The organism is Peribacillus sp. TH14 (assembly GCF_016651145.1).
In the GTDB taxonomy this organism is placed as follows: Bacteria; Bacillota; Bacilli; order Bacillales; family DSM-1321; genus Peribacillus; species Peribacillus butanolivorans.
In genome coordinates this window covers 3,717,927-3,738,507 of sequence record NZ_JAEKEK010000001.1, presented here as the reverse complement: position 1 = coordinate 3,738,507, position 20,581 = coordinate 3,717,927, and the positions used below count along the sequence as shown (strand labels likewise).

21 protein-coding genes are annotated in these 20,581 nt (G+C 32.5%); 2 read left to right on the top strand and 19 right to left on the bottom strand.

Annotated features, from left to right (window positions below):
* Positions 1 to 74 precede the first annotated feature (74 nt).
* The 17 genes from JFU50_RS18110 to JFU50_RS18030 form a co-directional block, all read right to left on the bottom strand.
* Entirely contained in the window at positions 75 to 1,415 is a 1,341-nt protein-coding gene (locus JFU50_RS18110; protein ID WP_201223566.1) for an O-antigen ligase family protein, read from the bottom strand.
* 4 nt (positions 1,416 to 1,419) lie between these two features.
* Positions 1,420 to 1,923 carry a glycosyltransferase family 4 protein gene (locus tag JFU50_RS18105; RefSeq protein ID WP_342366355.1) on the bottom strand — a complete coding sequence of 168 codons (504 nt, stop codon included), beginning with the start codon at positions 1,921 to 1,923 and terminating at the stop codon, positions 1,420 to 1,422.
* A 31-nt stretch (positions 1,924 to 1,954) separates the two neighbouring features.
* Positions 1,955 to 2,545 carry a hypothetical protein gene (locus JFU50_RS18100; protein ID WP_201223564.1) on the bottom strand — a complete coding sequence of 197 codons (591 nt, stop codon included), beginning with the start codon at positions 2,543 to 2,545 and terminating at the stop codon, positions 1,955 to 1,957.
* 12 nt (positions 2,546 to 2,557) lie between these two features.
* Positions 2,558 to 3,241 (bottom strand): glycosyltransferase, encoded by a 684-nt coding sequence (locus JFU50_RS18095; protein ID WP_207198809.1) that lies wholly within the window; start codon positions 3,239 to 3,241, stop codon positions 2,558 to 2,560.
* 53 nt (positions 3,242 to 3,294) lie between these two features.
* Positions 3,295 to 3,720, bottom strand: coding sequence for a hypothetical protein (locus JFU50_RS18090; RefSeq protein ID WP_201223559.1), 426 nt, complete (start codon positions 3,718 to 3,720; stop codon positions 3,295 to 3,297).
* Positions 3,721 to 3,792: 72 nt separating this feature from the next.
* On the bottom strand, positions 3,793 to 5,166 hold the full coding sequence (locus JFU50_RS18085; RefSeq protein WP_201223557.1) for a nucleotide sugar dehydrogenase: 1,374 nt from the start codon (positions 5,164 to 5,166) through the stop codon (positions 3,793 to 3,795).
* A gap of 23 nt (positions 5,167 to 5,189) precedes the next feature.
* On the bottom strand, positions 5,190 to 6,317 hold the full coding sequence (gene wecB, locus JFU50_RS18080) for a non-hydrolyzing UDP-N-acetylglucosamine 2-epimerase (protein WP_201223555.1): 1,128 nt from the start codon (positions 6,315 to 6,317) through the stop codon (positions 5,190 to 5,192).
* Positions 6,318 to 6,322: 5 nt separating this feature from the next.
* Positions 6,323 to 7,432 carry a polysaccharide biosynthesis C-terminal domain-containing protein gene (locus JFU50_RS18075; protein WP_201223553.1) on the bottom strand — a complete coding sequence of 370 codons (1,110 nt, stop codon included), beginning with the start codon at positions 7,430 to 7,432 and terminating at the stop codon, positions 6,323 to 6,325.
* Positions 7,433 to 7,530: 98 nt separating this feature from the next.
* On the bottom strand, positions 7,531 to 8,562 hold the full coding sequence (locus tag JFU50_RS18070; protein WP_201223551.1) for a polysaccharide biosynthesis protein: 1,032 nt from the start codon (positions 8,560 to 8,562) through the stop codon (positions 7,531 to 7,533).
* Positions 8,555 to 9,799 (bottom strand): glycosyltransferase family 4 protein, encoded by a 1,245-nt coding sequence (locus JFU50_RS18065; RefSeq protein WP_201223549.1) that lies wholly within the window; start codon positions 9,797 to 9,799, stop codon positions 8,555 to 8,557. The genes JFU50_RS18070 and JFU50_RS18065 overlap by 8 nt, the downstream gene beginning before the upstream one ends.
* Before the next feature lie 21 nt (positions 9,800 to 9,820).
* Entirely contained in the window at positions 9,821 to 10,678 is an 858-nt protein-coding gene (locus tag JFU50_RS18060) for an NAD-dependent epimerase/dehydratase family protein (protein WP_201223547.1), read from the bottom strand.
* A complete protein-coding gene (locus JFU50_RS18055) occupies positions 10,675 to 11,310 on the bottom strand; it encodes a sugar transferase (RefSeq protein ID WP_201223545.1) in 636 nt (211 codons plus the stop codon). Before JFU50_RS18055 ends, JFU50_RS18060 begins: the two co-directional genes overlap by 4 nt.
* A 204-nt stretch (positions 11,311 to 11,514) precedes the next feature.
* Positions 11,515 to 13,335: a polysaccharide biosynthesis protein gene (locus JFU50_RS18050; RefSeq protein ID WP_201223543.1), complete on the bottom strand. Its 1,821-nt coding sequence runs from the start codon at positions 13,333 to 13,335 to the stop codon at positions 11,515 to 11,517.
* Positions 13,336 to 13,496: 161 nt separating this feature from the next.
* A complete protein-coding gene (locus JFU50_RS18045) occupies positions 13,497 to 13,655 on the bottom strand; it encodes a hypothetical protein (protein WP_201223542.1) in 159 nt (52 codons plus the stop codon).
* A 124-nt stretch (positions 13,656 to 13,779) separates the two neighbouring features.
* A complete protein-coding gene (locus JFU50_RS18040) occupies positions 13,780 to 14,544 on the bottom strand; it encodes a tyrosine-protein phosphatase (protein ID WP_201223541.1) in 765 nt (254 codons plus the stop codon).
* 138 nt (positions 14,545 to 14,682) lie between these two features.
* Positions 14,683 to 15,360 (bottom strand): CpsD/CapB family tyrosine-protein kinase, encoded by a 678-nt coding sequence (locus JFU50_RS18035; RefSeq protein ID WP_207198807.1) that lies wholly within the window; start codon positions 15,358 to 15,360, stop codon positions 14,683 to 14,685.
* A gap of 38 nt (positions 15,361 to 15,398) precedes the next feature.
* A complete protein-coding gene (locus JFU50_RS18030) occupies positions 15,399 to 16,079 on the bottom strand; it encodes a YveK family protein (protein WP_201223539.1) in 681 nt (226 codons plus the stop codon).
* A 368-nt stretch (positions 16,080 to 16,447) separates the two neighbouring features.
* Between JFU50_RS18030 and JFU50_RS18025 the strand changes: the two genes are divergently transcribed.
* Positions 16,448 to 16,759 (top strand): helix-turn-helix domain-containing protein, encoded by a 312-nt coding sequence (locus JFU50_RS18025; RefSeq protein WP_201223538.1) that lies wholly within the window; start codon positions 16,448 to 16,450, stop codon positions 16,757 to 16,759.
* 225 nt (positions 16,760 to 16,984) lie between these two features.
* On the opposite strand, the gene JFU50_RS18020 is transcribed toward JFU50_RS18025, so the two are convergent.
* Both JFU50_RS18020 and JFU50_RS18015 read right to left on the bottom strand, forming a co-directional pair.
* Complete coding sequence (locus tag JFU50_RS18020; protein WP_201223537.1) at positions 16,985 to 17,824, bottom strand: SGNH/GDSL hydrolase family protein; 840 nt, start codon at positions 17,822 to 17,824, stop codon at positions 16,985 to 16,987.
* Positions 17,825 to 18,107: 283 nt separating this feature from the next.
* Positions 18,108 to 18,332, bottom strand: a complete 225-nt coding sequence (locus JFU50_RS18015) for a hypothetical protein (protein WP_201223535.1) — start codon at positions 18,330 to 18,332, stop codon at positions 18,108 to 18,110.
* An 827-nt stretch (positions 18,333 to 19,159) separates the two neighbouring features.
* Between JFU50_RS18015 and JFU50_RS18010 the strand changes: the two genes are divergently transcribed.
* Positions 19,160 to 20,335: an MFS transporter gene (locus JFU50_RS18010; RefSeq protein WP_201223533.1), complete on the top strand. Its 1,176-nt coding sequence runs from the start codon at positions 19,160 to 19,162 to the stop codon at positions 20,333 to 20,335.
* The last annotated feature ends 246 nt before the right edge of the window (positions 20,336 to 20,581 follow it).

Below are 20,581 nucleotides of genomic sequence, written 5' to 3'. Positions count from 1 at the left end.
TCACTACAAGGAGCTATTTCATAAAATTAAAAATAACCAAATTTTAATTGGTTATTTTAATAAAATGACTTTATTCAACGTTCATTAACCTCAGGTTTTCTAGTGTCTATTAATACATATAGCGCAATAAACATATAACACCATATTCCTATATTATTACTGCTAAAAAATACCATTTCACCCATACTAATAAGAATAGTTGCAAGTGGCAAAAAACAACTGTATTTGAAGTTGCTCTTATTTACCCAAAAGACTCTAGTCATATATGAAAAAAATAACAAAAATCCGAAAATTCCACTATATGAAAGTACTGATAATACTAAATTTCCTGGTTCAACTATAAATTCAGCACTAAATATATATGATTTATAAGGTAACACTGGAACTGCAAACCCATTACCAAACCAAGGATTATCTATAAAGTTCGAAAGAGTGTTTTCTATTTGATTAGTTCGAGAATATAGAATATTTCCTTTTTCTTGTCCTTTATACAAAAATTCAGTTAGAAAATTAATTACATTAGTACCTAAGATTATTAAAATTACTGCTATTCCTGAAAAATTGACAATAATTATTTTCAATAATTTATTACAATTAACAAAAATTAGGTAGATGAATAATAATACTAAACATGATATCAATGCCGTCCTCGATTTACTTAGAAATATCATTAGCAAAGTAATTAAAGATAGGAATAGAGATATTAATAAGTATAATTTTTGTTTGTTTTTATTAATTTGCAAATACGAAAGAAATATAGCAATAAATAAAACAGCTAAGACTCCAAACATATTTGGATTATTAGTAATTCCTTGAAAAGAAGAACCATTCCTCAAGTAGCTAACTGGAAAAGGGATGATAAGGAAAGAAAAAATAATTATTAGTTTAAACATTGTTAACATCCATTTTAACCAATCATAACTTTTAATTGTATATCCCACTCCAATTAAAATGCCTGAAAAAATCACTGCATAGCTAAGGAGTTTAAAAATGGAAACAATTGGTAACGAACTGAAAACTAACGCAACAAAAATATTATATAAGACAAACAAAAATAAAGGAGATAAAATCCATTTTATCTTGTTAATTTCATTTTTTTCTAATTTATTAAAAGAAAGCAATAAATAAAGGGAACAACCAAATAAAATAATCCATTTAAGATATTGTAAATTTCCAATATCGACTGCAATTCCTGGATTAATTATGGTTCGCAAAGTTATAATGTTAACTATCTTTATTGCTCCTATTTCTCTTTGTCTTAAGAATATTAATAAAATAAATAATGATACTAATAGAGTGCTAGTGCTAAGAAAACTAAATAAAGTTAAAAATACAATGAATACCCACTCAAGTGTATTTTTTTTAATTCTAAAATTACCATGATCTATTTTAGAGGTAGGTTTCTTAATTTTCATATTTTTATCCTTTATTTACTATAGATTTAAAAATATTAATATGTTTAACTGCCATTTTTTCAATTGTGTATCCTTTTATTTTCTTCAAATTTTCTCTTGACATTTTTTCTGCATTTTGTTCATTTTCTAGAATTTCAACTATCCGCCTTTTAAGCATACCACTATCATTGACTGGTATTATAAACCCATTTTCATCATTCTTTATTAGTTCAATCCCAGCAACACATTGATCAGTAGTAATGACTGGTAACCCGTGAGCCATAGCTTCATTTATAACTAATCCCCAAACGTCCCCTCGAGTTGGCAATACAAAAAGGTCACTTGCCTTATAATATTTTATTAATTCATCTTTAGATTTAAAATTAATAAAATGCACATTTGTAAGGTCCATTTCTTTTTTTAATCTAATATATTCTTCAGTAGGTTCTCCACCAATAATATAAACTCCAATGTTCTTAGGAAATGCCCTACATGATTCTAAAAGGACATCGAATCCCTTTTGGTGAATAAACCGCCCAACAGAAAGAATACACTTATCTTCAGAAATATTTAGTTGCTCGCTTTAATTCATTCTTCATATTTTTTTTTGTTATATTTTTCAGAACATCTTTCTCTAGAATAGATGTGAACGGGTAAGTGAAGATATTTTTTTCATGAGCTCCATAGTATAACAAATACTTCTTAGTTTCCTCCCCTGTACATAACCAGTACGTTGCACTGCTAATAAAGTATTTTTTTATGGCATATTTTATTTTAGTATCATCTTTTATAAGCCCACCATCAGTATTTAAAATAAAGGGTATTTTTCTTTGTTTTAAAATTTTTATGGCAAGCATACCTGTAGGTGTACTATAACCACCTACAATTATTATATCAAATAGGTCTTTTTTAAGATAACTAGCAACATTAAAACAAATAGCCATATTCTTTTTAAATTTAACACCATTTAAAAATATTGCCTTAAAATTATTAAAATCATTATCATACCAAGACATATCTCTTTCTTGAGAAGTTTCTCTTTCAAATAAAACTGTTAATTCACAAGATTTCCCTAATTCTTTAAAAAAATTCACTCTATAAGGTGAGGGGATGTTTACTAAAAATAGTACTCTAGGTTTTTTTTTGTCCACATTAATGTACTCCTATTTATTCATTTCATTATCGAACATTTCTATATGTTCCATGATAGACCCTTGATTTCTAACCTTTTCCATCCCATATTCTATAGCTTTAAGAGATGCGTTTTTATAATCATTACTATCCATTAATAAGTAATGTTTGATTGCACTAAAATAATCATCTTGTTGTTCTAATGGAATATCAAAACCCACTTGAAGATCCTTTAACCCTACCCACGGAGTCTTATTACTTATAATGACAGGACAGCCAGCTAAAAAAGCTTCTTGTATAACATGGCCAAAATTCTCACCTTGTGTTGGTAATAGAAATATATGATATTTGGAAAGTACATTGATTACATCATTATAATCAATTGGTCCTTTATAATTAATTGATATTGTGTTTCCTATTTTGTTAATTAGTGATGAGCACTCTTCCCAGTATTCTCCATCTTCTATAGGACCATATATATCAAAAGAAATTTCATTAGGAAGCTCATACGATTCAGCTATTTTTTTAAGAATGTTTAGTGAATAATCTAAGTTTTTTATTTTAGAAATACGAGACAAAGTAACTATCTTTAACTCTCCTATTTTTTTTTCTCTTGAAATGCCCTTTAATTCGACTTCATTATTAACAATATTTCCTGCTGTCCATACTTTTATATTTCCGCCAAAGACATTGTTTATATCTTTTTTATCTAACAAAGAGGTACTTGTATAAGTTACCTTCTTATGAATACCTAGTATTTTATATATCATTAAAAATATTTTCTTTTTTTATCTTTAATCGATAAAGCTCCAGGTGAAAATTCTCCCCTTGGGGCTATTATTAGTGGCTTTTTAATGACATTAAAAAATTTCAGAAATTGAATTATTACAGAATGTTTTGAGAAGAAGCTACAGGTATACACTAAATCATAATCTAAATTTTTAATTATATTTCTTATATAATTAAAATCTTTTCCTTTTGGAATATAAAATACATTTGCTTTTCCAACTGTATTCCATGACCCGATTCCAACAGTTTTATAAGTCTCTGTAGCGTTCAAATCCCTATCTCCTGTAATTATATAAAAATTATAATAGGTGCTCAATGCTTCTACTATATTAAGAATTGATTTTACAGGTCCTCCATATAATTTACCTGGTAAATACGGACCTATTATTATAATGTTTTTTTTCACTTATGCATCATCCTTCAATAAAAAACATATGAACTTTATAAAGAGAAATATATAAACATTAAAAGATTATTTTTACAATCGCCAATAAGAAAAATTTGAATTCTCTGCAGTCTTCCGATTAAATATCCCTTTTATATCTATCAATACTAAGTTATTATTTTCATAACTATCTGTTATAGCATTCAACTCTATTCCGGATGTTCCAACCGGGGTTTTGTCTTTCCTATACATTTCTTTTAAATTTTCTAAAGAAATATCTAAAAACTCTTCATGAGGTACAGCAAATATAATTGCATCTGCATTATTAATCTCATTTTTTCGATGTAATTCAATATTGTACTCTTTAAAAACCTCATCCTTATCTGCTACAGGATCAACCACTATAATATTAACTCCATAATCTTCTAACTCGTTAATAATATCTATCACTTTAGTATTTCTACTATCCGGACAATTTTCTTTAAATGTAATTCCAAAAATAGCAACGTTGGCCCCTTTAACTTGTTTTCCATTTTTAATAAGCTTTTTAATAGTATTTTCAGCGACGTATTTCCCCATTTCGTCATTTATTCTTCTTCCTGAAAGAATAATTTGAGAATGGTATCCTAAATCCTCTGCTCTATATACGAAATAATATGGATCAATTCCAATACAGTGACCACCTACAAGACCTGGAGTGAAATTTAAGAAATTCCATTTAGTACCTGCAGCTTCTAAAACAGATTTAGTATCGATGCCCATTTTATTAAAAACGATAGAAAGCTCATTCATAAATGCAATATTTATATCTCTTTGAGAGTTTTCTATTACTTTTGATGCTTCTGCTACTTTTATACTCTCGGCGCGATGAACGCCTGCTTCAATAATCATTTCGTATACTCTAGCAATTAAATCTAATGTTTCTTCATCCATACCAGATACTACTTTTACTATAGTCTCTAGTCTATGAATTTTATCTCCTGGATTAATCCTTTCAGGTGAATACCCTACCTTAAAATCCACTCCACAAATTAAACCTGATTCCTTTTCTAGAATAGGAACACATATATCTTCTGTAACTCCTGGATATACTGTAGATTCAAAAACCACCACAGATCCTTTAGTAAGATTTCTCCCAACTGTTTTACTAGCTTCTGTAACGGGTTTTAAATCAGGAGTTTTATCGCTATTTATAGGAGTAGGCACAGCAACAATATGAAACTTAGCATCTCTTAAAAACTCTTCATCCCACGTAAAAAGAGCCGTTGTTTCTTTTATCGCGTTGTCCCCGACTTCTTTAGTAACATCTACTCCGTTAATATACTGCTGCACTTTTTCTTTAGATATATCAAAACCTATTACATCTGCAACTCTAGAAAATGCCACAGCTATCGGCATACCGACATAACCTAGTCCTATTACAGAGATTTTTTCTTTTCTATAAGCAATGTCTTCATAATATACCATCTTAATTTCCCCTTACTTGAAATCTATTTTTTTCTCCAAACTGCTTCATTAATTATTTTCACATAGCTCTGAATAATCTTTATTACTTTAATTGAAACGTTCTTATCTTTATAATCATTAGCAAGAAGTGTTTCTTCTTCATTTCTCCACATAGCTCTACTTAATTCGACTGCTTGGACAATATCCTCCTCAGTAATCCCCCCGACAATAACTGTTCCTTTATCTAACACTTCTGGTCGTTCCGTAGAAGTTCTAATTAAAACACCAGGAAAGTTAAGCATAGCTGACTCTTCAGAAAGCGTACCGCTATCAGATAAAACACAAAATGAATTTAATTGTAAGTGGTTAAAATCGAAAAATCCAAATGGCTTTAGTTGTCTTACTAGTGGATGAAATTTAACCCCTCTCTCTTCTATCTTCTTCCAACTTCTAGGATGGGTAGAGTAAATAATGGGTAATTGATAGATTTCAGCAATATTATTAAGTGCATTCATTAATGAGAAAAAGTTCTTCTCATCATCAATATTTTCTTCTCTATGGGCAGAAACTAAAATATATTTACCTGACTCTAGTTCTAGATCTTTTAAAACCCTACTATTCTCTATCTTATTCATATTCTTATGCAACACTTCTGCCATTGGAGAACCTGTAACAAATATATGTTCTTTCCTTATTCCCTCAGATAATAGATACCTTCTGCTGTGCTCTGTGTAGGCCATATTAATATCAGACACATGGTCCACGATTTTTCTATTTATTTCTTCAGGCACATTCTGGTCAAAGCAACGATTCCCAGCTTCCATATGGAAAATCGGTATTTTTAAGCGTTTTGCCGCAACTGCACTTAAACAGCTATTTGTATCTCCTAAAATCAACAGAGCATCTGGTTGTTCTTGTTTTAGAATTTTGTAGGAAGCAGCGATGATATTCCCCATCGTTTCACCAAGATCTTCACCAACCACTCCTAAAAAATGATTAGGCTGTCTTATGCCAAGTTCTTCAAAAAAGATATCATTAAGACTATAATCCCAATTTTGTCCCGTGTGGACTAAAATATGGTTAAAGTATCTATCACAAGCTTTAATAACTTCTGATAATCTAATAATCTCTGGTCTTGTCCCTACTATTGTCATTACTTTCAACTTTTCCATTAAATTTATACCTCCAAATATATTGTATCTGGTTTTTCTGGATCAAAACATTCATTAACCCACATTACTGTTACAAGATCGCTTTCTCCTACATTTACAATGGAATGTGTATATCCAGTAGGTATATCTACAACTTGTAACTTTTCGCCGCTTACTCTATATTCAATAATTTCATCTGAATCTATCTTTCTAAATCTAATAAGTCCTTCTCCACTTACTACTAAAAATTTTTCATTTTTAGTATGATGCCAGTGGTTTCCTTTGGTAATGCCAGGTTTTGATACATTTACTGACACTTGTCCTCTTTCAGGAGTTCTAATAAACTCTGTAAAAGAACCTCTGTGATCACAATTCATTTTTAAATCATAGGAAAAGTTGTCTTCTGGTAAAAAGCTTAAATATGTACTGTAAAGCTTCTTCGTTAAGGCGTCTTCCATATTAGGAATGCTTAACTCTACTCTACTTTCTTTAAAGCTTCTTATACGTTCAGCTAAATCCCCTAATTTAATAGTATGTGTTGTTTTCACAAAGCAATATTGATTCTTTTTAGTCGGATTTCCTTCTAAAGCGTTTAAAAACTCTTCTAGAATATCATCAATATAACAGAGCGTTAATTGGGCATCTCGATTGTTAATTTGAATATCTATATTTCTAGCGATATTATAACAATACGTTGCTACAACCGTGTTGTAGTAAGGTTTACTCCACTTTCCAAATAAATTAGGAAGTCTGTATACCATTGCTTCAGCTCCTGTTTGATAACTATATTCAAACAAGACATCCTCTCCAGCTTTTTTGCTTCTGCCATATGGATTATCTTTTTCAGCCTGTATAGACGAAGTAATAAGCACAGGTGATTTATTATTATGTTTTTTTAATAGCTCTAGTAATTCCAGCGTAAAATGGAAGTTGCCTAGCATAAATTCTTTTTCATTGTCAGGACGGTTTACTCCCGCCAAATGAAAAACAAAATCGCATTCTTTTGTATAAGTATCCAATAAAGACGGTTCAGTTTCTCTCGTAACCTTAAGAATATCTACATAGCCTTTATTTTTTAATTCTGCAATTAAATTTTTCCCTAGAAATCCATTTGCTCCTGTAACGAGTATTTTCACTATATAAACCAACCTTTCTAAGCACCTAAAAGAAAATATATAGATGAAGCTAATGCCTGAACACGGATAAGGCGAAATAATTGCTTCATGAATTATTATTATTTTGAAGAAAGTACCTTCATATCCTTGAGTTCATTTTGAACATACTCTAATTCAAGTAGTTTTTCTTTTATCTGTTCAATATTTAAGATTTGCGTATTATGAGAGTTATATTCTTCTTCAGTAGATAGTTTTTTATCTCCTTCAGCAAAATATTTATCATAATTTAAATCTCTTTTATCTGCTGGGACCCGGAAGAAACCACCTAAATCCTCTGCAACTACATATTCTTCTCTGGTAAGCAGGGTTTCATATAATTTTTCTCCATGTCTTGTACCAATAACCTTAATCTCATTATCTGCCTTAAATAATTCTTTAATAGCTTTAGCTAAATCTCCAATGTAACTTGCAGGTGATTTTTGTACCATGATGTCTCCAGCTACTGCATTTTGGAAAGCAAATATCACTAGCTCTACTGCCTCTTCCAGACTCATTAGATACCTTGTCATATTGGGATCTGTAATTGTTAATGGTTGACCACTTTTTATCTGTTCAATAAATAACGGTATGACAGAACCACGTGAGGCCATTACATTACCATACCTTGTTCCACAAATAAGCGTTCTTTCTGGATCAACAGTTTTTGCTTTAGCAACAAAAACCTTTTCCATCATTGCTTTTGAAATCCCCATTGCATTAATTGGATAGGCTGCTTTGTCAGTCGAAAGGCAAATTACCTTCTTAACTCCATAATCTATGGCAGCAGTAAGAACGTTGTCTGTACCTAAAACATTAGTCTTCACTGCTTCTAGAGGGAAAAATTCACATGAAGGTACTTGTTTTAAGGCAGCAGCATGGAATACAAAATCCACATTATGCATAGCATTCTTCACACTGGCAAGATCTCTAACGTCACCAATATAAAACTTTAATTTTTCATTTTTATATAACTTTCGCATATCATCTTGCTTTTTTTCATCTCGTGAGAAAATACGAATTTCTTTAATATCACTATCCAAAAATCTTTCCATAACCGCATTTCCAAACGATCCTGTACCACCTGTAATTAGTAGCGTCTTATTCTTAAACAATTTGTTTTCCCTCCAATTTTAAGTTATCTCTAAAGTGTTCATCCATTCTGTTCAATAGTTCTTCTTTATTAAAGTTTTTATCATAGTAGTTTTTAGCATTAAAACCTATTTGCTCTAATTCTTTGCTAGATTTAGAAGATAATTCAATAATAATCTCAGTGAGTTTTTGTACATCACCAGCAGGACTAGATAACCCAGCATTTGACTCTTTAATTATTTGACTTGTTTCACCATCAGCAGATGCAATAATTGGAATTCCACATGCCATATAGGATTGGAGCTTTGCTGGAATTGTCATTGCAAATAATGGACTATTTGTCAAACACAAAAAAGCCGAATTGCAAGCTGCCATAAACTCTGGAATCCTATTTGCCGGTTGTTTGGGAATAAAATTAAACATATCATCGACATTATTAGATTTAACCATTTCAACTAAGGTTTCCTTATACCTGCCATCTCCGACAATGTTAAAACGAATATTTCTATTTAGTTGTTTCCCTTTTATCAAAACAGCTACTTTTGGTAAAATATCTAAACCTTGTGCGTTACCAATATTACCAGCAAATATTAAATTAAAAGCATCATCATTTGGAATTTCAGCGATACTCTCTTTCTCTAATGGCCTATAGAAGTCTTCAGCATATTGCGGCCAATATTCTATTAGTTCTCTCGGAACATTACGTTTTTCTATTGATTCTACAAAACTATTTGAAGTTGTAAAAATTTTAGTACACCGTGCATAGATATAATCAACCATTTTTCCAATAGCACCAATAATATGCTTATTAGTGATTCCGGTTATTATTTCAACATTTTCAGGCCAGAGATCCTGCACGTATAAGTAACATGGTATTTTTTCTTTTTTCGCATACCATACACCAGGCAAGGCTTGTGTCATCGGTGATACTTCAAAAATAAAGACATAATCAGCTTTTATTTTAGTGAATAACTTCCAAAAGAAACCTGATATTACAAAAGATAGATAATTCAAAGCGAGCATTATCGAAGTATTTCCCCTAGGTATAAGGGGAATTCTAATAATCTCAATTCCGTTATACATTTCTTTTCTTTTCTTAAACATCCCATATCCATCATAATATTTACCCTGTGGGTAGTTTGGAATTCCTGTTACAACTGTTACTTTGTATCCCCTATTAACCCATTCAGTACAAATATCATTAATACGAAATTGCTCAGGATAGAAGTATTGCGCAATAACTAAAATATGTTTTTTCAATTCCTTCTGTCCCTTCAACTTTTATTTTTCTGTCAACTCAATGGTTTTCCGTAAATCCCCTATTTGGTAATTCTCTTTATAGAGACTCATACTTTGATCATAACTGAAGTTACCAAATACTTTATTAATAAGTTCAGACTTAAAACCTATAACCTTCAGTATTGGATTGAACAACTTTGTGAGTATGATTTTCTTACCGTGCACATCTGCAATCAATTTGACCATCTCACTTGTCTTAACATATTCTCTATTTTGCGGAAAGAACAGTCCACTTTCTTTATTATCTATCATGAATCTAATAAATTCACAAAGATTATCAATATGGAGCATACTTCTCTGATTATCGATGTCAGGAAATACAGGTAGTTTTTGAGCTGCTTTTGCAAGCTTGGGAAAATTACCTTTAGAACCTTTTCCATAAATCATTGGCGGTCTAAGAATAGCAACTTTAAAATTATCACTTTCTAAAGGTTTTATACCTTTTTCTGCCTGCAGTTTACTATTACCATAAAAGTTACTCGGCGTAGGTACTGTATTTTTATCAATAACTCTTTTTTCACTGGTACTATCACCATACACAATCATACTGCTCATAAAAATGAACTGCTTTACTCCTTCTACTTTAGACTTTTCAGCAGTTTCAATTGTGAGATCACAGTTCACTTTATAATACATCTCTTCCATCTTTGGATCAGACGAAACATGCGCTATTCCAGCCATATGCAATACAACATCATACTCCGAAAAGTCTTGTTTCTTCCATAAATCGTTTCTTAAACTTATGGAATCTATTGAATATTTACCAGGATAGTTTCTAAGCCATTTCTTAAGACTTATTCCTACATAGCTTCTTGATCCTGTTATCAATATTTTTTTCATTTTGTTGTAGTCTCCTTAGTACTCGCTACTTCCTTTTTTCCCATTCTTCCTGTTCCACCTTCGATAACACCATCACTCTTAACAACACTTAATATGGTTCCAAAGAAACACTTAACATCCATCCAAAAACTTAACTTTTCAACGTATGCCCCATCCAGCTTCGCCTTTATATCAATAGGTAGTTCATCCCTACCATTAATCTGCGCCCAGCCCGTCAACCCAGGTGGTACATCATTAGCACCGTATTTATCTCTTTCTTCTATAAGACTATACTGATTCCAAAGCGCAGGTCTTGGTCCTATAATACTCATCTGTCCAACAAATATATTCCAAATCTGCGGGAGTTCATCAAGTGAAGTTTTTCTCAGGAATTTCCCCATCTTAGTAATGTATTGCTCAGGATTTTGTAATAAATGAGTTGGAGTGTCTTTAGGTGTATCAATTCTCATAGTACGGAATTTCAAAATATTAAAATGAGTCTTATAAATACCGACACGCTTTTGTTTAAATAACACCGGTCCCTTGGAGTCCAATTTAATAGCTAAAATAAGAAACAAAAAAATTGGCGATAAAATAATAAGTCCCAATATTGAAAGAATGATGTCTATCAATCTTTTTATCTTCAAATACATGACCGTTACACTCCTTGATTGTTATATAGTAAATTAGCACTTAAATGTCCCACTATGGTTTATCCAATTAATTACTAATCAACTAAATATAAATTCCATATAATTCTCATACCAACGTCAAATCATACAAAGGAAGGTCGTAGTTAAAACAGTGACGTGCCTCTAACGGCCCTTTTCTTTGTTAAAATCTATGATCAGTTAATCCTATTTTACTTCTGAGAAAGTTTTGTTCCTTCTTCGATTAGCTAAATTTATAACGAATTCTTTAAGTTCTATTGAAGATAGAGTATCGTGTGCGCTTAGAAGGTACTGTATTTCCTCTTCCTGTTCCAAAACTGCTTTCCCAATAAAGATCTTAGGGAACACAGCTTCACTATGAACCTCTTTCTCCCCTAATAGTTCTTCATACATCTTCTCACCAGGTCTGATTCCGGAAAATTCAATTCCAATTTCCTCAACTGTATAACCCGAAAGTTGTATAAGATTTGTCGCTAAATCTACGATCTTAACTGGTTCACCCATATCAAGTACGAAGATCTCTCCACCACGCGCTAAAGAACTAGCTTGAACAACCAACCTAGATGCTTCCGGTATAGTCATAAAGTATCTCGTCATATCTGGATGGGTGACTGTTACTGGTCCACCTGTTTGAATTTGTCTCTTAAATAACGGGATAACACTCCCTCTGCTACCTAAGACATTTCCGAAACGAACGGCAACAAATTTCGTTGTGCTATATTTTGCTAACTGCTGTATGATCATTTCTGCAATTCGTTTTGTCGACCCCATTACATTTGTTGGATTAACCGCCTTATCAGATGAAATCATCACAAACGCCCCTACACCAAACGTTTCTGCCGCTTCTGCAACATTCTTTGTACCAAAAATATTATTCTTCACAGCTTCTCGTGGATTATATTCCATAAGTGGAACATGTTTGTGTGCAGCCGCATGATATACTACATTTGGTCTGTGATTGTCCATCACTTCAAAGATTCTTTCTCGATCCTGAATATCTGCAATAACAGGTATTATTTCAATATGATCAGCATGTAATTTTTTAAGTTCCATATCAATTTGATAGATACTATTTTCTCCATGTCCTAGTAGAATAAGTTTTCCAGGAGAGAATCTGCATATTTGACGACAAATCTCGGAGCCAATAGACCCACCAGCCCCAGTTACTAGAATGGTCTTACCGGTTACATATTTCGAAATACTATTAATATCTAACTCAATGGGTTCTCTTCCTAATAAATCTTCTACTTCCACTTCTTTAAATTGATTAACAGCTACTTTTCCTAACATAATATCTTCAATCATCGGCATGATCTGTGTTTTGGCATTTGTTTTCACACATTCATCAAAGATGACCTTTAATTCTTTTTTACTTAATGAAGGAATCGCAATGACAATATTATCAATATGATATTTTTCAACCATTTCAGGAATATGTTTAGAGTTGCCAACAACGGGTATTCCTAAGATGTCTAATTTATCTTTTTTCGGATCATCATCAATGAAAGCTACCGGCTTAAGTGCAATATCATGATTATTAAGAAGTTGACGAACAACCATGGTTCCTGCCGATCCCGCCCCAATAACCAATGTATTTTTGATTTCCATTTGATTATTTACTAAGCGGTCACGCAGCATTCTCCACGAAAAACGGGAACCACCAATAAGAATGACGTGCATCATCCAAGTTAATGCCATTGCTCTTACATACACATCTTGAAAAACCAATATCTGAATAACTATAACTGTGATAACAGATAAGGTTACAGCTTTAACAATGGATATTAACTCTCCAATACTTGCATACTCCCAGGCTTTTTTATACAACTTATAAATAGAAGCAAAAATATGATGGCTAATTAATAGAGAGACTGAGCTGACTAAGAGTGCTGTTAACTTAAATATTTCTAAATATGGATGTAGTACTAAATAACTTACATAAATGGCCGATAATACAATTAAGGAATCTAATAGCGCCAGAAGTGTTAGTCGATTTCGGTAGGCCAACCAAATTTCCCCCTTTAATAAATTATTATGGATACTCACTTTTAAATTCAGGAAAAAGCAGTATCCTCTTACTGTTCTAGGCCTTTACTTTTCAATGAATACAGGTATTAATTTCATTCCAAAACATAACCTTGTATTGCCATTAATATTTTAAATGACTCTCATAGTTCCTTTTCCTTCTTCTGTAGGGCTTCTTTCCTCTTCTTGATAGACTTTGTGAGGCTCGTCTCTAATTGATTTAATAAGACTAAGGAAGCGTCTTGTTGTATGTAACGCAGTGCTTTCTTTATAGATTTCGGATAATCATCAAACCTTTTCAAACGAATCTATCTCCTTATTAATTCTTTTACACTGAATCCAATATTTCAAATGACCCCCAAAAAACTTTACACATTAACGAATATTATTTATAATAATGAAAGCGTTTCCTGATTAACTATTATTCTAAAATATTCCTAAGATTTTCTTTTTAAACGGTACTGGTTTTTTAATAGAAGGACCTTGCCCCTGAATAAGCTGTTCGGCATTTTCTTTGAAATAAAATGTACGTTCGATTCCATATGTTTTTGTGATGGTTTCATAAGCCTCTTGTAAAGTAAATCCCCTAGAGCCTATGTTATGGGCATCTGTTGCAATAAAATGAGCCAAATTATGTTCCATAATTTTTTTTGAAAATGACTTAACATTTTTACCAAAGAGACCGATAATACTACCAGAGGTAAGTTGAGTTAAGGCACCTTCTTGAACCAATTTAAATAATAGATTATGATTCTCTATCAATTCCTTATTTCTCTCCGGATGTACAATAATGGGTGTTATCCCTTTTAATAACAGCTCATAGATCAGTTCTTGTGTGTATGTAGGCACATGTCCTGACGGGAGTTCTAGCAATAAATACTTGTCGGTATTATCAAGCGTTAGTACTTCTCCCTTTTCAAGTGAAACAAATAATTCTCTATGTATTCTCAATTCTTGTCCAGGATGAACAGAAAGAGGAATATTCTTTTGTTGTAAGCACTCATTTAACTCAAATACACGATCAATAATGTTATCCTTAACATTTACATATCTCTCATTTAAGTGATGTGGTGTGGCAAATAAATGGGTTATCCCTGCTTCTGCAGCTCTCTTTGCCATGGCCATGCTTTCCTGCATATCCGGTGAACCATCATCAACTCCAGGGAGAATGTGGCAATGCAAGTCAATCAAATTTCACACACTTCCTTTATAAATAATAGGATAATGGGCTTAATCACATAGAAATCAGATAGGAATTAATACCCCGTTTAATGGTAGCATAAAGAACTGTTATTAAATAGGGTATTAATTTGTCGAAAAATATTTTATTTAGGATTGATAGTAATAATAATTGCTGGTATCTGATTCAATTCCATTCAAAACTACTCCAAGTAATGCCGTATTGGTTTTTTCTAAAAGTTCCTTTGCTTTTACTGCACTTTGTTTGTTTGTCTTGCCGCTAGCCACTACCATAATCACGCCATCACATTTATTGGCTACTATTTGAGAGTCAGTGACTACAAGAACTGGCGGTGTATCAAAAATGATATAATCATAGATCCCTTTTAGTTCATTAATAGCTATTTCTATGGCTTTTGAATTTAATAACTCTGATGGATTAGGTGGTACCGGTCCACTTGTTAAAATGTCTAAATTCGAAACATTTGAATTCGAGATAGTTTTTCTTAAGTCTATTTTCTTTGTCAATACGCTAGTAAGTCCATGTATATTACTAATGTTAAAAGCATAATGAATGGATGGTTTCCTTAAGTCCGCATCCACAAGTAACACTTTTTTCTCTTCTTGAGCTAGCACAATCGCTAGGTTGGCAGCTGTAGTTGATTTCCCATCATTAGGCTCCGCGGAAGTAACCACAATGGTTTTAATTTCTTTATCCACTGAAGAGAACTGGATGTTTGTCCTAATTAATCGATATTGTTCAGTAATAGGCGATTTAGGATTAGTCTGCGCAATTAAGTCCACTTGTTTTTCATCTTTACTTCTCAAAAATCCCACTTCCTTTCTTCATGTCACTGGATGGTTCTTTATTTATGTTGCGATATTTTTTGGATGGATCCAAGTAATGGCAAGTCAAGGACTGTCTCAATATCCTTCTCGTCTCTAATCGTATTATCCATGTACTCTAGTAGGAATGCCAAGCCTATTCCAGCCATCAACCCAATTACCACCGCAATAACAATATTTAATAATGGATTAGGTTTTACAGGAGCAGGATTTTCCTTTATTTCTGCCTTCGCAAGTATGCTAACATTGTCGACATTCATTATTTCTTTAATTTCCTTTTGGAAAGTTCCAGACACTGCGTTAGCAATTTCGACTGCCTTCGATGGATTACTATCTTGAACCGTTAAAGAGAAGACTTGAGAATTTTCTTGGCTGTTAATCGTAATTTTTTGGCTAAGTTGATCCACACTTTGTGGAAGTTCAAGATCATCAATAACCTTCTCTAATATAGCAGGGCTTTTTATGATCACACTGTATGTATTGATCATGTCAATATTAGATTGAATTTGATTTGAATCAAGTTGGTTCTTCGATTGTTTCTGATTAACTAAAATTTGTGTGGATGATTGGTAAATAGGTGTTAATAAAAAATAAGATATTGAACCACTAATCAACGCGGCGATTAATGTCAGTAGCGTTATTAACTTCCAACGTTTCTTTAATGTTTGAAAAATATCTTTAATACTAATAGTTTCTTCCATCTTATCCTCCCAAAATATTAAAAATGACCTATTGCATTATACCATAATATTACCTATATTTATGTTTTTTCTAGGAAATTTACATGAAATTTACATTGATCGATACTTTTCAAATGGCAAGAAGATTCCAGTAGGTTAATTTTTACAAATATCTGCATCAACCTAACTAAATGCCTATAGAAACAAGAAATTCTGTTTATACATATTATCGAGTCAAGTATTTTAGTGCCTATTTATCATTAAAAATGGAGAAAAACTGTGTAAACTTAAAGTAATAGTTTAACAATAAAGTGTTAGTAACTATTAAAGTGTTTTTTTGAAAATATTAAATAATTAATAATACATATCAATGGTTAGGTGTGGTAGATATGATAGGTTACCGTGTTAAATCGTTTAGAGAAGAAAAGAAAATGTCAATTAGTGAACTCTCTACAAAATCCGGTGTGGCAAAATCCTATATAAGCTCACTAGAAAGAAACCTTCAAACAAACCCCACTATTTTAGTTTTGGAAAAAATCGCAAGTATCCTTTGTATAACTGTTGATGCACTGTTACATGACCAAATAGACCACAGCATAGATGATGAGTGGATGGAAATCTTACATGATGTTATGGGTTCAGGAATATCGAAAGAGGAAATGCGCGAATTTATCGAGGTTAGGAAATGTACAGTTCGTTAAACATGGAGAAATTATGATAAGGTTTCTCTTTTTTGCTCATTAACATCGAAAAACCCCACTTAGTATTCATGTTTCAAACTATTTCCAGAGAGGGAAAAGTGGTTATAACCACTTTTCCCCTCATTATACCCTATTAGACTACTAATGGAAGCATTTAACACAGAAGCAAAAACCGTATAATCTGTATTTCTTATTTCTATTATTTAGATTCAAATATTTGTGACATTACTTCAGCTTAAAATATTCACCCAACACCTCGTACCATATGTTATGCCCTTGATCATTGGGATGGACATTATCATTTGTTAATATATCAGCCAATCTCATATTCTCTTCTTTAAGTTTTTTTTCAATCCCTTCCATGCTATTCATATAAGTCCATTTATTTTTTTTAATAATCCTTTCAGAAACTTTAATATAATCCACATAATTCAACTCTAAGCTATTCTCTGTTTTACTATTGGCCACTGGATTCGGTGAAATGATTAGAATTTTTGCATTCGGTAGCTCTTTTTGTAACTTTGACATAATGTTTTTTAAATCCTTTTCCGTCTGTTCCAAACTAATCGATTGATATTGATTGTTAATCAGGGGGTTTTCAAAAATAACTAGATCAGGATTATCATGAATGACCGCATCAATTTCTTTACCTTCTAACAAATCCTTTGTTGAATACCCCTCTTGGCCATGATTGATAAAACCTAATGTTTCCAATTCATCCCTTTCAGTACGTAGACTCTTCTCTAAGCGTCCTGCCCAACTATTAGAAGAATTACTTGCACCGGTTCCTGAAGTACCATTACTGCCCATAAGGGATACAATAACCTTATCTTGTGTAAGCGACTTGTAATGCAGGTAATCTATTAGTGACTGCTGTTTATTATTTTCTGGTTTTAAACTTTGTATCAAAGCTTCCCTATCTTCTTTTTCCTTTTCTTTTATTCTTTCTTCAGCTTTTTTACCCTCTATCCCCGCTGCCTGACTCATGTTTTTCCAATGAAGATGACCAAAAACCAATACTACTAAACAAATTCCAGCCATAAATAATAAACCATATTTCTTCATCTTTACCTCCAAATTTTGAACGCTCTGGCCTGACGTGGAAGTCTTAAAATTAGAATGCTCTCTATGTATATTTTAACAAGCACAATTATTCTTTGCCCAGCGGCTTGTGATTTTCTATTTTTTTGTTTTCTCTTATTTTAATTATACCTATCATAATAACAGCAATAAAGAATGATTTTCCAAATAATTCCGACATAACTCGACTTTGATAATCACCAAATTCATTAATATATAATTAGGATCAAAAAAATCCAGCATTTCTGCTGGATACTCTAAAGTACAATCACTTAACCAAATTCAATACTTCTAGAACTCTACCATCTGAATTAAAGTTAAAAGTGACCGTCTTATCATCATGAATGTGATAGCTTAAACCAAAAAACTCTCCGGCATCTGGGAATCTTTGTATAAAATCATCAAGTTGTTCAGAATTTAGTTTAACAACCATAGGTTTCTTTCTACTATTAAGAGTATCTTCTTCCTTCTCCATTAATATCTCTGTACCCATAATTAACTCCTTTAATCTCTCTCATTTCCCCATCATAATATACCTTATTAATTGGTAAATAAAAGGTCCTTAATTAAAATTTCACATTAATGATACGAACTCTTAACAACACTACCTAATTTCTTACAAAGTTACCCTACTTTCCAAGGAGAAATTATTGGTTTCCATTAGAACTGCACGATAAAGATAACACTTACAACTAAGTTTGTTCCCTTGGTATGCAAAGGAAACTCCACTCTACATAAGGATTCTGTATAGGCAGGAACATGATCTTATGGCAATCCAATAATAATCCGCTAAAAAACCCCTGTGAATTCTTGTTTCCTGATCCACTAAAACGTTCAAGTCAATAGATTCTACTTTCAACACTTCATTTCTTATTTTCAAAGAGAAGATTTCTATAATGATGCGTGGCAATAATGGTCTAAATTCCTTCTGAAACAGCGAGCTTCGCCATGGCTATGCTCTCGATTCCGTGATTTGCGCCATCATCTAAATCACAGAAAAGGTAAAATACGGTAGTCAATATCAATTATCGATTAAACCTCTTCTCCTCTTCTCCTCTTCGTAAGTCTATTCTCTTATTTATTTACATAAATATACCATTTTAATTAATCTTTACAAACTTTATTTTGTATTTTCTGAATATAAAGTGACCTCCATCCTAGTTTTTTGTTTCTATAATAATTTTACGGACTAACTATTAGTCAATATTACTTAGATTCATAGTGATCACTTATTTTGTATTTCTAATTTTTATAGATTGTTCTCTATAACTTTAGTAAAATGAGAATGATAATTACTATCAATTAAGGAGAATAACTATTATGGGTGTACCTTTGTTAAAAGAAGAACTTCCGGTTTCTACTAAAATCTGGACGCGTGATTTTATTATGATTTTCTTAGCTAACTTCTTTGTTTTTTTATCCTTTCAAATGACTTCCCCGACCCTCCCGCTTTTTGTAAAAGAGCTTGGTGGAAATGAACGGTATATTGGGTTGGTTGCTGGCATGTTTCTATTTTCTGCTCTGGTTGTCCGCCCCTTTGCTGGACAGGCCTTGGAAACTAAAGGAAGACGTTTTGTTTTCCTTTTCGGTTTAGCCTTTTTGGCTGTAGCGATTGGCTCGTTTGGGTTTATGATGAGTATTTTCCTGCTTTGTGCAATGAGGGTTGTCCAAGGGATTGGCTGGGGATATACGACCACCGCATCAGGTACGATTGCTTCCGATCTTATCCCAGCAAAGCGCCGTGGTGAGGGAATGGGATACTTCACTTTATCGGGAAATTTGGCGATGGCTTTTGGACCTTCATTTGGACTTTTCTTAGCGGATGTGTTAACGTTTCAACAGTTGTTTCTGTTTTGCGGTGCATTAAGTCTAGCCGCTTGGATCATGGCTTCGACTATTTCCTATAAGAAAGTAGAACAACCTTCTGCTCCCGCTAAAACTAATAGATTTGACATTTATGAAAAAAGCGCTGTTGCGCCGTCCGTTCTTGTTTTTTTCATTACGGTATCTTTTGGTGGGATTGCCACCTTCTTACCGCTTTATACAATGGAAAAAGGCCTGACAGGTATTCAAGTTTACTTTTTTCTATACGCACTAGCTCTTATTTTCACACGAATGTTCGCTGGTAAAATCTATGATCGAAAAGGGCATCAAGCCGTCTTCATTCCTTCTACCCTTTTCATTGTATCGGCAATGCTACTACTTGCCTGGATGCCAAGTAACACGATTCTGTATATTGCAGCTATTTTTTACGGCATTGGATTTGGTGCTGTCCAACCAGCTCTTCAAGCTTGGTCTCTTGAACAAGCAGCTCGCAATCGAAAAGGCATGGCCAATGCCACTTTCTATTCTTTCTTTGATCTTGGAATTGGTTTCGGTGCCATCCTCTTTGGACAAATCGGCTATCTTTTTGGTTATAAGAGTATTTACATAATAGCAGCAGTCTCAGTTCTAATCTCCATTTTGGCTTACTTATGGATTTCGAGAAAAAAATGAAGTAATTATATAAAAATGGGACATCTTTGTGGATGTTCTTTTTTTATGTAAAAAAAGAAATTCACTTGTTGCACAGTTCGCAGATACAAAAAAAAGATTTATAAAACCATATTTTATCTTTGCTTCCTCCAGTAATCGGTTTGTGAACACATACTAGAATCGATAATTAAACTGTCGGAAACTATGTTCTAATTGTCAAGGGGTACCGTTTGTTTGTTACTGTTATTAGTTGAAGTGTAGACAATC